This window comes from Flavobacterium sp., assembly GCF_040379285.1.
In the GTDB taxonomy this organism is placed as follows: domain Bacteria; phylum Bacteroidota; class Bacteroidia; order Flavobacteriales; family Flavobacteriaceae; genus Flavobacterium.
In genome coordinates, this window is the sequence record NZ_JBEILJ010000004.1 from 35,465 (window position 1) to 50,075 (window position 14,611).

Here is a 14,611-nt window from a genome sequence, read left to right on the forward strand (position 1 = left end):
TTTTTTTGCAAAGGTAACGGAAAAGTTATGAATTATGAGTTATGCGTAAGGGAGCAGTTTCCGCGAGGGACCTGCCTACCGGCAGGCAGGCTGAAGTGGAAAGCCCACAGCGGTGTGAAACGGAGCGCGGACTTGTAGCGGATAGCCCGTCCCGAAGGGCACGCCATGAAATTTTGAATTGTGAATTATAAATTATGAAATATGTGTTCCTGTAAAATAGACGTAATTGCGAGAAAGTAGTTTGAGATTTAGAATTTGGAATTTGGTCTCAAAACTTCGGGAGGAATTTGGGATTTGGAATTTGGGATTTAGAAATTTTACTCTCTATCTTCTTCGCGAGTGATGGGCTTTTTGACAAATTTGCGATTTTTTTGTTTTCCCATATCTTTTTTGACTAGCTTGCCTTTTTCCAATACCTCCCAAATTCCCTCTTTTTTGCCTTTGACAAAAGTTCCACGAGCAGCAATTTTATTTTCAGCGGTGCGAAACACTGCGAGGCCGTCGTATTCCCCATTTTTATAATTACTTTCTTCCAGCACCAATCCTTGTTCGGTAATTTTGCGGTACACTCCTTCGCGAAGTCCGTTTTTATACCCACATTCCTCGGCCAGGGCACCACTTTTGTAAAAAACTTTTCGCGCACCGTTTAATTTACCTCTAACATAAAACTCCAACGTCATGATTTGAGGGGAATCTTCATGGTAAAATTTCCATTCGCCTTCTTCCAAACGATTAACCAGCTTACCCTCACTGACTTTGTTGCCTTTGGGAGTGTACACTATTGTATAACAGGAATTGTCTTTGGGACTAAACTCGCGTGTGGCGATTACTGCGCCCTCTTTGGTGTTGTCAAAAAAGCGAAAAGTACCTACTTCCTTACCATGTTCAAAGGTTCCTTCATAGCGAGGACGGTCCGTATCGGCATAGGTCCCTTTCCAAATCCCATGTTTTTTCCCTTGCGCATCCAACTGATTTATCGATTGGGCACAAACCCATTGCACACACAAACAAATTAGGAATAGGTAACGCATACATTAATGTTTAGATATGAAACGAAAAATGACCTCTTTTCATACACAAAAGTAATAAAGTTGGATAAAATTTAAATAAAGTTTTTTCTTACATTTTATATTTCACATTTGTTTAACGATAAAGTTTAAACAATTCATAAAATCGAAAACATTATCGGGAAACGTTAAACAAAAATGTTAAGAATTTTACAAAATGTTCTGTTTAACATTTTCTATTTATTGTTAAACAAAATAGACACCTTACTTTCGGTGAAACTTTAAAAAATTGTATTATGAAAACAAACAGATTAAAACAATTCGCCTTGATTGCATTCATGGCGTTTAGTCTAACCGCTTGTAGCGATGATGACAACAATGTACAACCCGACAATACGATTGCCGGAATTGCTTCACGTACTGCAAACCTATCTTCTTTGGTTGCAGCTTTAAACCGTGCCGAATTAACAGGAGTTTTGAGAGGTAGTGGAAACTTCACTGTATTTGCTCCTACAAATGATGCATTTGCTGCTTTCTTGACTGCTAACGGATTTGCTAACCTCGATGCGGTTCCAGTACCAGTATTAAAAAACTTACTATTAAATCACGTCATTGGAACTGAAATTGCTAGTTCAGCGATTCCACCAGCCGTATATGTGTCAACCTTGTCTCCTATCAACTCAAATACAGGTGCACCGACCATCAGTATGTTTGTACAAAAAATCGGAAATACTGTGACGATTAACGGAGGAGCTTCAAATGGTGGATCCACGGTAGCTACTGCTGATATCGATGCAAGTAATGGTATCATTCACGTGGTAAGCAATGTAATCGCTATTCCAAAAGTTGTTAACCACGTTGTTGCTAACCCTCAGTTTGATACCTTACAAACAGTAGTTACCAGTGTTTCAGGTACTTTTGGAGATCAATCAGCAGTGTTAGCTGCGTTGAATGGTTTAACAGCTTCTGCTCCTGCTACAGTATTCGCTCCTGACAATGCTGCCTTTACTGCAGCAACTACAGGTACTGGATTTGCAGTAAATGCTACACCAGCACAAGTGTCTAAAGTGTTACAATACCACGTAACAGTTGCTGGAAATGTACGTTCTAACCAATTGACCAACAACCAAGTTATACCTATGATAACATCACCTGTTCAGAATACAACAGCTATTTTAGGATCTGGAACTGTTGACATTCGTGATTTCGCAAATAATTTAGCTCGTGTTAACCAAGCTGATATTCAGTGTTCGAATGGTGTGATTCACGGAATAAATCGCGTATTACAACCCCAGTTGTAATTCGTAAATTTTCTTCATACTTTTTAAAGACTGTCTAAGGGCAGTCTTTTTTTGGCTTATTAATAACCGAAACGCAACTAGTTCATACAGGAAACTTAAGTTAAATACGCCCGTGATTGCTATATGATAAAAAAAAGCCATTTTATAGCCTTCTGGTAAAATTTTCTACGCAACCACCACAATTGTTTCTTATGGTAAAACTCCTATCTTTTAAAGCAAAAAAAAAAGGTTGCCCGTAGACAACCTTTTTTACAATATCCAATGAATTTATTTCTTCCCTTTTAATTGCTTCTGCGCTTCGGCCTGTTCCATCATCTCGCGCATCTTGCGTTGAAACTTGCTCTCTTTGGCAGGCTTTTGTTTGTTTTCTTGAATTTGCGCGTGGATTTTATCGCTGTCAATAAAATACTTCTTAATCACCAACATTACCCCTATGGTCACGACGTTGGACATGAAGTTGTACAAACTCAATCCCGAACCATAGCTATTGAAGAAAATCAACATCATAATCGGAGATACATAAATCATAATCTTCATCAACTTAGCCATATCGGGCATTCCCTCTTGCGCTGGTTGGGCCATGGCGGCATTATCCCCAGAGGTCATTTTCATATAGAAGAAAATGGCAATAGCCGCTAAAATGGGAAACAAACTGATATGGTTCCCATACAAAGGAATATAGAACGGTAATTTTACAATGGCATCAAACGACGATAAATCTTCGGCCCACAAAAAGCTTTTCTGACGCAATTCAATAGCCGCAGGGAAAAACTGAAAGGAAGCATATACAAACGGTAATTGAATCAATGCAGGAATACATCCAGCCATCGGATTGACACCTGCTTTGGAGTATAATTTCATCATTTCTTGTTGACGCTTCACCGGATCTTTATACTTAGTGTTGAGCTCGGTAATCTCGGGACGCAACACCTTCATCTTTGCTTGGGATAAGAAAGATTTGAAAGTAATGGGTGACATGGCCAACTTGATAATAAGGGTAAACAAAATAATCGCCCATCCAAAAGCCATCCATCCGCCTAATAATCCGAACAAGGGGACAAAAATGAATTTGTTAATCCAACCGAATATCCCCCAACCCATGGGAACCACTTCATCTAAATTGCGATCGTAATTATTCAAAAGTTGGTAATCTGCAGGTCCGAAGTACCAATTCATTTTATAATCCAATTCGCCTTGTGCCAACTCCAAGGGAACTCGTGTGGTCAATTGCTTGGTAAATACAGTATCTTTTTCGGCATCTTTGACCAAATCATCTGAGGTAAGCTTGGCGGTTTTAAACGGTTTATTGGTCATTAACACCGAAGCAAAGAAATGCTGACGGTAGGCCACATACGTCACTGCCTCTGGATTTTCTTCTTTCCCTTGGCCTTGCCCTACATAATCGTCTTTTCCATCTTCATATTCAAAAATGGTCTCTGTATAGCGATTTTCATACGGTATGCTAATTTCGTTACGGAAGGTTTTTAACGACCAATCCAATTGTACCGGATCATTCGGAGCCAATACATTGCGTAAACCTTGGGAACGTACATCAAAATCCAACATATAATCGTTGGCTTTCAACACATACTTATATTCCAAAAAGGCATTGGGACCCGCTTTCAGTTTCATCGATAAGACCTGATCGGCACCCACTTTGGTCAGTTGGGGTTCAAAAAACAAGTCTTTCGTTTGTAACACACGGTTATCGGTTGTTTTGACTTCTAAGTTGAATTGGGCGTTTTTCTGATCGACCAATTGCACTAGTTGCCCCGAATTTTTGCGAAACTTTTCAAATTTTTTCAGCGTTACTTGCTGTACTGCGCCCCCTTGATTGGCCACCACGATTTTCACCAAATCATTTTCCAACACGGTCGTTCCGCCTTTGGCTGAGGGCAATGTCGCTGCATAGGCAAATTTACCGAACTTCGATTCGGCTGCTTTTACTGCATTGCTATCGGTCGCCGTAGTATCGGTGGGGAGTGCTGGCTTTGCGGCTGGCGTGTCTTTTTTGGGAGTGGATTTTTGAGCGGTGGTCGCTTTGCCTGTTTGGGCTTTTTGCTGCTCCTGACTGGAGTTATACATCATCCAAAGAATCAATACAAAGAGCAGGGCGAATCCGATAACCGAATTCTTATCAAACTTTTTTTCTTCCATTATTATCTACATTGCGCCGGACCTTCAAGCCACAGCTTACATTTTATTTTTTACAATTGCGGCTACAAAGCTAACAAAAATTGGCTGTGGATTTGCAACGGTACTCTTATATTCCGGATGGTATTGCACGCCGATAAAGAAGGGATGGTTTTCTAACTCGACAATTTCAACCAAACCGGTTTCTGGATTGACTCCTGAACTAACCAAACCAGCCTCTTGTAGTGCCTCGGCATAACGGTTATTGTATTCATAACGATGGCGGTGACGCTCGCTAATTTGATCTTTTCCATAAATGCGATGCGCTAAGGTTCCGGGCTTCAAATCGCAGGTCCAAGCGCCCAAACGCATCGTTCCGCCTTTTTCAGTCACATTTTTTTGACTTTCCATCAAATCAATCACGGGATGTGGCGTGTCGGGATTCATTTCGGTAGAATTAGCATCCGCTAAGTGAAGTACATTGCGCGCATATTCAATAACGGCCATTTGCATTCCTAGACAAATTCCGAAGAAAGGCAATTGATGTTCCCGTGCGTATTGAACCGTAGCGATTTTTCCTTCAACACCGCGTTCCCCAAAACCAGGTGCAACCAAAATACCATCAATATCCTTGAGCTTTTCGGCCACATTGGAAGCGTCGATATATTCTGAATGGATGCTTACCACATTGACCTTCGTCTCGTTGGCAGCACCTGCATGGATAAAGGCTTCTAAAATGGATTTGTACGAATCTTGCAATTCAACATATTTCCCCACCAATCCAATATTAATGGTGTGTTTCGGATTCTTATGACGGGTTAAAAAAGCATTCCACTGGTCCAAATCGGGAGCCGATTTTTCGGGAAGGTTCAACTTCTTTAAGGCCACCACATCCAACCCTTCGTCCAGCATCAAGTTGGGCACTTCATAAATGGTTTTTGCATCAATAGACTGGATAACCGCTTCCTTGGTTACGTTGCAAAACAAGGCTAATTTTTGCCGTAATTCTGCCGAAAGTTCGTGCTCCGTGCGGCAAACCAAAATATCAGCTTTGATTCCGCTTTCCATCAAGGTTTTAACCGAGTGCTGGGTGGGTTTGGTTTTTAATTCGCCCGCAGCTGCCAAATACGGCACCAAGGTAAGATGGATCACAATACTGTTGTGCTCGCCCAATTCCCACACCAATTGACGTACCGATTCGATGTAAGGCAAGGACTCAATGTCGCCCACCGTACCCCCAATTTCGGTGATGATAATATCGTATTCCCCTGTTTGCCCCAATAGCTGCATACGGGATTTAATTTCATTGGTGATGTGCGGCACGACTTGTACCGTTTTGCCTAAAAACTCACCGCGACGCTCTTTTTCAATTACCGAAAGATACACCCGACCGGTCGTTACATTATTGGCTTGTGACGTAGGAACATTCAAAAAACGCTCATAATGCCCTAAATCCAAATCGGTTTCCGCGCCATCATCGGTCACAAAACATTCGCCATGTTCGTAAGGATTAAGCGTCCCTGGATCGACGTTGATGTAGGGGTCAAATTTTTGGATGGTTGTGCGGTAACCGCGGGCTTGCAATAGTTTGGCTAACGAAGCTGCAATAATTCCTTTACCCAATGAGGAAGTAACCCCGCCGGTGACAAAGATGTACTTTGTAGTATTCATTCGTGGTGTGTTGTGTTGTTGTAATTTTCGGCCAAAAATACAAACTTATCCGCCAATCTGAAAATGGCAAGTCGTGCATTTTATCAGGAGTTATCAACCTAACGCGAAGAGGTGCGCAACCGTCGTACTAAATCTTCTAAACCGTTGACTTGCAGTTCATGAACCAAACGCAATTGGGTCCCTAGGGTTCCCGAAGGCAATCGGTTGTTTTGTAACCATACTACATAATACTCGGGCAAATCAATCAAATACCGCCCTTTGTATTTCCCATAAGGCATTTGAGCGTGGGCTAAATCGAGTAAGGCTTTGTGCTGGGGATTCATACCGGCCAATGAAAAACGATGTCCTGCGTAATCTCGGGATGTAAACTATAATGGACAGGACAGGTCATCGCGGTGCGCTCTAAAATAGTTTTTGTTTTATGATCTACAGCGGTAGCAAAAGTAAAAACAATATGAATCGCCGAAATACGACGTGGATCGGTTCCCATTACTTTGGTTACCTCGGCGGTCGAACCCGCTAAATCCACCCCTAAATCGCGTGCTTTGATTCCCATCACGGTAAACATACAACTCGCCAAAGCATTGGCAACCGTATCGGTGGGTGAAAAAGCCGCTCCTTTTCCTTGATTATCGACAGGAGCATCTGAGATAATGATCGATCCCGATTGCAAATGCTCAGAGGAAGTCCGCAGTTCCCCTTGGTACGTTACGCGTGAGGTAGCCATATTAATTTGCTTGTTTTAATTGTAAATCTTCATCGTAATATAAAATGTAAACGCCCGTATTGGTATAGCCTCCTGAGACTTTACGCGCGTAATCAAAACGATTTTCTAAATGTTCGGAAGCCACTTCTAAAGTCCCTAGAAAACCATTTTCTTGCGAAATGCGCAACAAGGTATCAAAGGTGACATCAAACCCGCGAATCGCATAGTTATTGGGGAAAACTTTATTCTTTTTCCGGTAAGCAAAATCAAATTGCTCGGCCGTTGGACTGTCGTTCTCGCGCGTAACGGAAGGGTACATCAATTTCAACTTGGTCAATCGCGCTATCGGAATCTCTTCATAATCCAAAGTTTCATTGGCTTCCAAAATTACCAGTTGTACTTTAAAGTCTTTTTGAGCGGCCACCATAGAAGCTGTAGTTGTCATAACAGCACCGGTTTTCTCGGTCGCCAAAATCACATAGTTCATTCGATCTTTTACAAAATGCTTTTTTATACTGTCGGCAACTACCGAGCCATTATCGGCTACCCCAACGAGTTTCACGCCCTCATAATAATCCCGCAAATACTGCCGCATGGACTGTTTTTTGGGAGAAACCACCGCAATGATATTGCCATTTTTGGCTTGAAGGTAATCCAACATGGCTGCTTTGGTGGCGTCGTGTAAAGGGGTCGATTGTAATAAGTTGCTATAACTCTTGCCTTCGTCCCGAGATAAAGGGGAAATCACTGGAATCTTTTGCGCTTCCAAGGCAGCAGCTACTTTTTCAACATTGATCTGGTAAAACGGCCCTATGACAGCATCTACTTGTGAAAAATCTTCTTGCTTAAGCAAATCCAAAGCGGCCGTAGTTTGTCGGGATTCTTGCGAATCAAAAATACGAACATTCACATTTAACCCTAGGGTACGTGCCGAATCAATCGCCATCAAAGCCCCCGAATAAAAGTCCAACGTCATGTTCAAAAACTTATCTTTTTTCAACCGTTCCACCACACCTGTTACCGTGTCGTTTTGAATCTTGGCGGCATTAAAAGGTAAAAACAGTACCAACTCCCTACGCTTTTGTCGGTTGGCAGATTGCCCCAGGTCTTTTACCCCACTATCGGTGCGGTTTTTGGCAAAAGAAACTTGCATGGGGACTTGCAACACCATGCCCTCTTTGAGTCCGTCCTTGAGTTCGGGATTCAACCGTATCAAAGCCGCTTCAGACAAGCCAAATTGACGGCTCAAGCTAAATACCGTTTCCCCGTTTTGCACTGTGTAAGCGAGCGTTTCAACAGGTTTGGGCTTGATAGGTTCTGCAACCGTGGTCGCAGGTTTAGAAGCACTTTTCTTTATTTTCAACACTGCCCCTACGGGTAAACTGTCGACGATGGCAGGATTTTGAGCTTCCAACTCAGCCATACTAATTCCATAGCGGGTGGCAATGCCGTACTTGGTTTCTTGCGCCTGCACTACATGGGTAAGTTCGGTTATCGAAGGGGCGGGCATGGGTTTGGGTGTAGGCACGCCTTTTTTCAACACCAATACCATTCCCGTTTGCAATCCAGTGGTTTTCAATTGGGGATTCAAGGCTTCCAGGGTCCCCGCAGGAAGTCCATACTTTTTGGAAATACTAAAAACGGTTTCTTTTGCTAGTACGGTATGGGTAGCTGGCACAGAAGTTTGCGCTACCGTTGCATTGGGTTTATTCGCAACAACTGCCGGCGTCGGCTTTGTTTTTGGCACTACTGCGTTGGGGGGAAGCACCAATACCATAGCGGGTTTGAGTCCGTTTTTGGCCTCGGGATTCACCTTATAGAGGTCATAGGGCGTCACTTGATATTTTTGAGCCAAAGAAACTACGGTTTCCCCGGCCACAACTTTGTGCGTTCGGTTTTGTGCGTTGAGGGATACACTGCACAAAATGCCCAGTACCCATCCCCAAAAAATCCCTTTCATTCCGTAATCATTTTTAAATCGTTATTCCCATTCAATCGTGGCTGGGGGCTTAGAACTGATGTCATACACCACGCGATTAACCCCGCGCACTTTATTGATAATCTCGTTGGAGATTTTCATTAAAAAATCATAAGGCAAGTGTACCCAATCGGCAGTCATTCCGTCGGTCGATTCTACCGCACGCAAGGCCACTACTTTTTCGTAGGTACGCTCATCGCCCATCACCCCTACACTGTTTACTGGTAGCAAAATAGCCCCCGCTTGCCAGACTTTATCATAGAGTCCATGTGCTTTCAAGCCCTCGATAAACAAGGCGTCTACCTCTTGAAGTATGCGTACTTTCTCGGAGGTAATGTCACCCAAAATACGAATCGACAAGCCCGGTCCAGGAAACGGATGGCGTCCCAACAATTCAGCATCGATGCCCAACGAAGCGCCTACGCGACGTACTTCATCTTTGAACAACATGCGAAGCGGCTCCACAATTTTTAATTTCATAAAATCGGGCAACCCACCTACGTTGTGATGCGATTTGATCGTTGCTGAAGGTCCTTTGACCGAAACCGACTCAATCACATCGGGATAAATGGTCCCTTGAGCAAGCCATTTTACATCGGTCAATTGCTGGGCTTCATCGTCAAAAACTTCGATAAAAACCCGACCGATGGTTTTGCGCTTGGTTTCTGGATCACTGATGCCTTCCAAAGCGGTCAAAAAACGTGCCGAAGCATCAACCCCTTTTACATTAAGTCCCATTCCTTGGTATTGCTGCAAAACATTTTCAAATTCGTTCTTGCGCAACAATCCGTTATTCACGAAAATACAATACAAATTTTTGCCGATAGCCTTGTGCAAAAGAACGGCGGCCACGGTTGAATCTACACCTCCAGAAAGTCCTAAGACCACTTTGTCATTTTGTACTTTCTCGCGCAATTCTACCACAATATCTTCCACAAAGGCATTGGGGGTAAAGTTTTGAGGCACTTGGGCTATTTTAACTAAAAAATTCTCCAACAATTGTTTCCCATCGATGGAGTGGTACACTTCGGGGTGAAATTGAATGGCATACGTGGGTTCGCCTTCCAAACGATAGGCAGCATTTTCCACATCTTTGGTACTCGCCAAACGAATGCCTTGGGGCGGTAACGATTTAATGGTGTCGCTGTGACTCATCCAGACTTGGGAATTTAAAGCGATTTCTTCAAAAAAGTCCTCATCGTCTTTGATGTACGTCAAATTTGCTCGCCCGTATTCTCGGGTTGCGCTCGGAGCCACTTCGCCCCCATTGAAATGGGCCAAATATTGTGCTCCGTAACAAACCGCCAACAGGGGGAGTTTACCGCGAATCTGACTCAAATCGGGATGTGGGGCATCTTCGGCACGAACCGAAAACGGACTCCCTGAGAGAATCACGGCCTTAAAAGACGATAAATCTTCTGGCAGTTGGTTGTAAGGAAAAATTTCACAAAAAATGTGGAGTTCACGAACGCGTCGGGCAATAAGCTGCGTGTACTGCGAACCAAAATCGAGAATAAGTACGTTGTGTTGCATGGGTGTTGTGTTGTCGTAATAAGCGACCTGAAGGCCAAAATAATGGATGTAAAATTAGACAAAATAATGGACATGCCTGAATTTTACCGAAGGGTTTCACGGCAACTTTTTCACAATTTTTGGCGGTTGTAAACAATCCGCACCGGGGTTATCGCTCCTAACGGAAGAGTTTAAACAAGTTTATCCCCCACACCACATGACGGTCATTGTCGTGTACCACCCGCGTTTCAACAAAGGTAAATTCCTTCGACAGGTCGGCAACAATCGATTCCTTCAAATTATATAGCGACACAATCATATAGCCACTGGGTTGGGCAAACCCTGCATAGCGCAAGGCCACTTCCGTTCGGTTATCAAGGTAGTACAGCACTTCGTTAAAAAGGATGATGTCAAAAGTCCCTGGCGGTGTAAAACGGTGAATGTCGCCTACTCTAAAATCGCATTTCGGATACTTTTGTTTGCGCGCTTTCAAAATGGCTGTATCCGAAAGATCAACCCCCAAACAATACGAGTAATCCTCGGGCTTGAGGTACTGCATGAGTGCCCCATATCCACACCCTAAGTCCAAAATACGGGGTTCGGGGATAGTACAACTGCGTATCAGACTCACAATCGCATTGTAACGATCGACCTCACTCCCCATATTGTCCCACTTGCCAATGGCATATTTGTAATTCCATGTGAGTCGCTTGCGCAACCATTTGAGTTTTTTCTTCCAATCCATAGGCTCGGTATCTGTGCTTCGGGGCTAAAATAAGGAAAAAATCTGGATACGCGGTTTCGGTTGCAGGGGGAAGTCGCAGTTGCAGTCGCAGTCGCAGTCTCAGTCGCAGTCACAGTCGCAGTCGCAGTGTTCAGTCGGGGCAGTGTTCAGTGTACAGTCTTAAGTTGTAAGTCGTCTTAGACGTTAGACGTTTGACCTTAGTCATATCTGCTAATTTAATTTGAACTAGTTTACTCCCCCTTTGGGGGTCGGGGGGCTAACCATCAACCATCCCCCCTTTGGGGGCTAGGGGGCCAACCGACAACCATTAATAACCTACTCCTTCACCATTTTCACCACCGAAGTTCCATCAGCGTTGACGCCTTGTACAAAATACACGCCAGGAGCCAATCCTTGCACATTAATACCTGCTTCCGAGGGATGGATTGCCGATTGCACCAACTGCCCATGGGTGTTATAAATCGATACCGATTGCAAGGGTGCACTCAATCCAGTAAAAGTCAATTGGGATCCTACTGGATTTTGTGCCAAAGTAAAAGTAGCTAGCTCCGACGTTGTGACGCCCAAGTTTTGAATCAATGTACTGGCCGTATTGGTGATGATAGGATAATTGTAATCAAAGAAGATATTGGCGGTATTGTCAAAAGTATCGCCGACCACCAAGGTGTTTTTGGTTTTGATCTTAAAGGCTACATACCCATCGTTGTTGGCATCGTCAAAAGGCAAATTAATGCCTTGGAACACAAACTCTACACGGTTGTTTTGAACCACACGTGTACGGAAAGCATGGCTCGCTTGAAGCGGAATCAAGGTGTTGATGTCAAACTTGTTGGTATCAATCACATCGGTAATTATCACATTGGTTGCAGGGAAGGTGCCTGTATTTTCAAAACGAATCAAATAATGCACATATTGACCAATAACGCTGGTTCCCACAACCGTACCTTGCAAACAGGTTTTGTCATTGGGGTCATACGAATTCACTACAGGTGGATTCAACGTAAACGTATTATCGGCAGGGGTTTGATCAATCGCACCTGTTACGGTCGCTATGAAAGGCAACACATCACCACTATTCAAGGGCGGAGTAGCCATAGGGGTATTGAGGGTAAATTGAAGTAGAACCGTACGCGATTCAAAGGGTTGCAAATTGCTAAAATTCCACGTCAAGTTCCCTCCCGACTGATTGGCCGCTGCGGGAGTAGCATTGGTAAGCGTTGCCAAGGTATTGGGGAAATTCAAACTCACACTGCCCGATTGTATGGTATTGCCTTTGTTTTTGTATACCAACAGGTAACGGGCCACAAACCCGGGGACAGCTGCATTGAGCGGAAACAACGCCACCTCCAAATCAGGACGCACCCCAGAGGCCGTTAAACAAAAGTCGCGGGTACTCGGACTCGGATTGGTCGGGAAATTTACCGAGGCCGTGGCTGGACTCATGGTAAAATAGGTAGGATGCTCCAACACGGGAGTGATGGTATAACTCCCTGCATTTACCGCCAAAGCGTAGCCACCCGCTGTAGTGGTATACCCAGTTTCGGTTACTCCCGAGCGGGTTACATCGACACGAACATTTCCAGCGGGGACATCGGTTGGACTACAGCCGTTGTTGTTTAAATCCAAACGCAAATTCCCGTTGAGTTGATAAGCCGTACCCCCGATATTAAAACTACAATACGGACTGGTAAAACAATTTGTATAGCCGTATTGGTTAATTCGGGTTTGAATGGCACTGATTTCATTATCATCACCACAAATGGATTGGAGATTGGGACAGTTTTGGAAGACCAAACCACTCAATGCCGATGTTAACCCATTTTTCAAATTGATGGTGGTCAAGTTGGGAGCGTTGGGGGTTGATAATATTGTCACCCCTGTGGAACTTAAATCAATTTGATTCAATAAATTACCATTAATCAATAGTTGGCTCAAGAATTGTGAATTATTCAAATTGAGCGAACTGATGGGGCAACCATTTAATGCTAGACTCCAAACTCTCTCGAAATTACTCAAATCAAAGGAGGAAAGTTGTGAATTATTGGACAACGTAAGATATTGCAAACCACTATTGTTTTGTGAGGTAAACCGTATATCCGCTGCAGTCAACCCACAATTTATAAACTCAATAGCATCCAATTGATTTAAACCCGTAAAATCAAAGAACAGCGGACCGTTTATAGGAACATTACGTATTGAAAATACAAAAAGTTGAGGAAAATTTTGAATGTTGGACGGGGTAAAATAAAAATCGGTGAGGTTGTTGTTATGATAAATAAATTGGCTCAACTGGGTATTGTTTGTTAAATCCAGAGGAGTTGTTAGCGGACAATTATCTACTGCAAGATAGTTGAGAGCAAAATATCCGGTAGTGTTTAGACTTGAAATTCCTAAATTAATTAATTGAATTGTAAATGGTGATGAAGAAACAGGAAGATTTAAATTTGTCAATTGAGGACTATTTTTAATGAAAATATCATTAATATTAATAGAACTAGATAAATCTACATCTGTTAGATTTGGATTATTTTCAAGTATCAATGTGTAGAGATTAACTGGGAGGCTAATCGTGGTGATAGAAGAATTTTTAAGTGTAAGTTGTTCTAGAGCTAAAGGCACTACGAGTGACGTTAATACGTTACTATCGATATCCAAAAAACGCAGTGCAATCATCGCCGACAAATCCAAAGTAGTAATGTTATTATTTGGTAAACCGAGTGATGTAATGTTTGGATAATTCGCTGCCGGGAAACTAGTCAAATTACAATTGTTATAAGTCAATCCAGTTAATGCTGGAAAGGCCGTTACATTGGGCAACTGTTGGCTAAAATCAAAGCCTTCAAAACCTATGTTTGTCAACGTAGTAGGAAGGACCAAGTCGGGATCGGGAAAACTTTGAAATCCTTGGCCTGAGATAGTAATGTTATTTAAATTCACCAACTGAGGAAAATTGAACCCTGCTATGGGATTGAGACTCAAATTTAGCTGTCGAATGTTGGTAAAAAATTGTAGTCCTGTCAAGTTAGTAATCCCGCGGTTAGATATATTCAATCCCCAAACATTCAAGGCCTCACTTTGCTGGATTTCACCATCGTTATTAGTATCTATTTTAATGCTAGTAGATAGATTTGAACTTGTTGCTATCCCATTACCTTGTGCGGCTGCCAACAAAGCTGCTTTAAAATTCGGGTCGGTAAAAGTAATCGTCTGCGCTTGTACTGTCACAAAAAACAAGAAGAAACCTAAGGCGTAAATTTTTCTCATCGTATTGGTTTTTAAAATTTTATACAAAAAAATATAAAAAAAACAGAGTTTACAATAGTTTGGGGAGTTTTTTTTAAAGTCGTAAGTCAGTTTAGTCGTAAGTCGTAAGTGGTTTGAGTCGTAAGTCGAAAAAGTCGTAAGTCGTTTCAGCAATCAGTGTTCAGCAATCAGCAATTAGCGATTAGCCATCAGTGTGCAGTAAGCAGTGTTCAGTGTTCAGCCATCAGCAATTAGCAATTAGCGATCAGTAATCAGTGTGCAGTAAGCTAAAAAACAGACAACCGGCAACCGACA

Annotated in this window: 10 protein-coding genes; 1 reads left to right on the forward strand and 9 read right to left on the reverse strand. The window is 42.8% G+C overall.

Features of this window, described 5'->3' with window-relative positions; translation table 11 throughout:
• Positions 1-317 precede the first annotated feature (317 nt).
• Entirely contained in the window at positions 318-1,031 is a 714-nt protein-coding gene (locus tag ABWO12_RS01805) for a toxin-antitoxin system YwqK family antitoxin (protein ID WP_353086698.1), read from the reverse strand.
• Between the two features lie 272 nt (positions 1,032-1,303).
• Here ABWO12_RS01805 and ABWO12_RS01810 point away from each other — a divergent pair, with 272 nt between their 5' ends.
• Positions 1,304-2,308, forward strand: a complete 1,005-nt coding sequence (locus ABWO12_RS01810) for a fasciclin domain-containing protein (protein ID WP_353086700.1) — start codon at positions 1,304-1,306, stop codon at positions 2,306-2,308.
• A gap of 267 nt (positions 2,309-2,575) precedes the next feature.
• On the opposite strand, the gene yidC is transcribed toward ABWO12_RS01810, so the two are convergent.
• The 8 genes from yidC to ABWO12_RS01850 form a co-directional block, all read right to left on the reverse strand.
• A complete protein-coding gene (yidC, locus tag ABWO12_RS01815; RefSeq protein WP_353086701.1) occupies positions 2,576-4,465 on the reverse strand; it encodes a membrane protein insertase YidC in 1,890 nt (629 codons plus the stop codon).
• Positions 4,466-4,501: 36 nt separating this feature from the next.
• Positions 4,502-6,112: a CTP synthase gene (gene pyrG / locus ABWO12_RS01820; protein ID WP_353086702.1), complete on the reverse strand. Its 1,611-nt coding sequence runs from the start codon at positions 6,110-6,112 to the stop codon at positions 4,502-4,504.
• A gap of 98 nt (positions 6,113-6,210) precedes the next feature.
• Complete coding sequence (locus tag ABWO12_RS01825; protein WP_353086704.1) at positions 6,211-6,435, reverse strand: DUF3820 family protein; 225 nt, start codon at positions 6,433-6,435, stop codon at positions 6,211-6,213.
• Positions 6,432-6,839 (reverse strand): OsmC family protein, encoded by a 408-nt coding sequence (locus ABWO12_RS01830; RefSeq protein ID WP_353086706.1) that lies wholly within the window; start codon positions 6,837-6,839, stop codon positions 6,432-6,434. Before ABWO12_RS01830 ends, ABWO12_RS01825 begins: the two co-directional genes overlap by 4 nt.
• A gap of 1 nt (position 6,840) precedes the next feature.
• Entirely contained in the window at positions 6,841-8,778 is a 1,938-nt protein-coding gene (locus ABWO12_RS01835; RefSeq protein WP_353086708.1) for a LysM peptidoglycan-binding domain-containing protein, read from the reverse strand.
• A gap of 21 nt (positions 8,779-8,799) precedes the next feature.
• On the reverse strand, positions 8,800-10,329 hold the full coding sequence (gene guaA / locus ABWO12_RS01840; RefSeq protein WP_353086710.1) for a glutamine-hydrolyzing GMP synthase: 1,530 nt from the start codon (positions 10,327-10,329) through the stop codon (positions 8,800-8,802).
• A 157-nt stretch (positions 10,330-10,486) separates the two neighbouring features.
• Positions 10,487-11,053, reverse strand: coding sequence for a class I SAM-dependent methyltransferase (locus ABWO12_RS01845; protein WP_353086712.1), 567 nt, complete (start codon positions 11,051-11,053; stop codon positions 10,487-10,489).
• A gap of 315 nt (positions 11,054-11,368) precedes the next feature.
• Positions 11,369-14,317, reverse strand: a complete 2,949-nt coding sequence (locus tag ABWO12_RS01850; RefSeq protein WP_353086714.1) for a DUF7619 domain-containing protein — start codon at positions 14,315-14,317, stop codon at positions 11,369-11,371.
• Between the last annotated feature and the right edge of the window lie 294 nt (positions 14,318-14,611).

What these genes read in the sequence shown, in the direction of transcription:
- ABWO12_RS01805 (WP_353086698.1), bottom strand. Translation starts at nt 1,031, where the DNA reads ATGCGTTACCTATTCCTAATTTGTTTGTGTGTGCAATGGGTTTGTGCC.
- ABWO12_RS01810 (WP_353086700.1), top strand. Translation starts at nt 1,304, where the DNA reads ATGAAAACAAACAGATTAAAACAATTCGCCTTGATTGCATTCATGGCG.
- yidC (WP_353086701.1), bottom strand. Translation starts at nt 4,465, where the DNA reads ATGGAAGAAAAAAAGTTTGATAAGAATTCGGTTATCGGATTCGCCCTG.
- pyrG (WP_353086702.1), bottom strand. Translation starts at nt 6,112, where the DNA reads ATGAATACTACAAAGTACATCTTTGTCACCGGCGGGGTTACTTCCTCA.
- ABWO12_RS01825 (WP_353086704.1), bottom strand. Translation starts at nt 6,435, where the DNA reads ATGAATCCCCAGCACAAAGCCTTACTCGATTTAGCCCACGCTCAAATG.
- ABWO12_RS01830 (WP_353086706.1), bottom strand. Translation starts at nt 6,839, where the DNA reads ATGGCTACCTCACGCGTAACGTACCAAGGGGAACTGCGGACTTCCTCT.
- ABWO12_RS01835 (WP_353086708.1), bottom strand. Translation starts at nt 8,778, where the DNA reads ATGAAAGGGATTTTTTGGGGATGGGTACTGGGCATTTTGTGCAGTGTA.
- guaA (WP_353086710.1), bottom strand. Translation starts at nt 10,329, where the DNA reads ATGCAACACAACGTACTTATTCTCGATTTTGGTTCGCAGTACACGCAG.
- ABWO12_RS01845 (WP_353086712.1), bottom strand. Translation starts at nt 11,053, where the DNA reads ATGGATTGGAAGAAAAAACTCAAATGGTTGCGCAAGCGACTCACATGG.
- ABWO12_RS01850 (WP_353086714.1), bottom strand. Translation starts at nt 14,317, where the DNA reads ATGAGAAAAATTTACGCCTTAGGTTTCTTCTTGTTTTTTGTGACAGTA.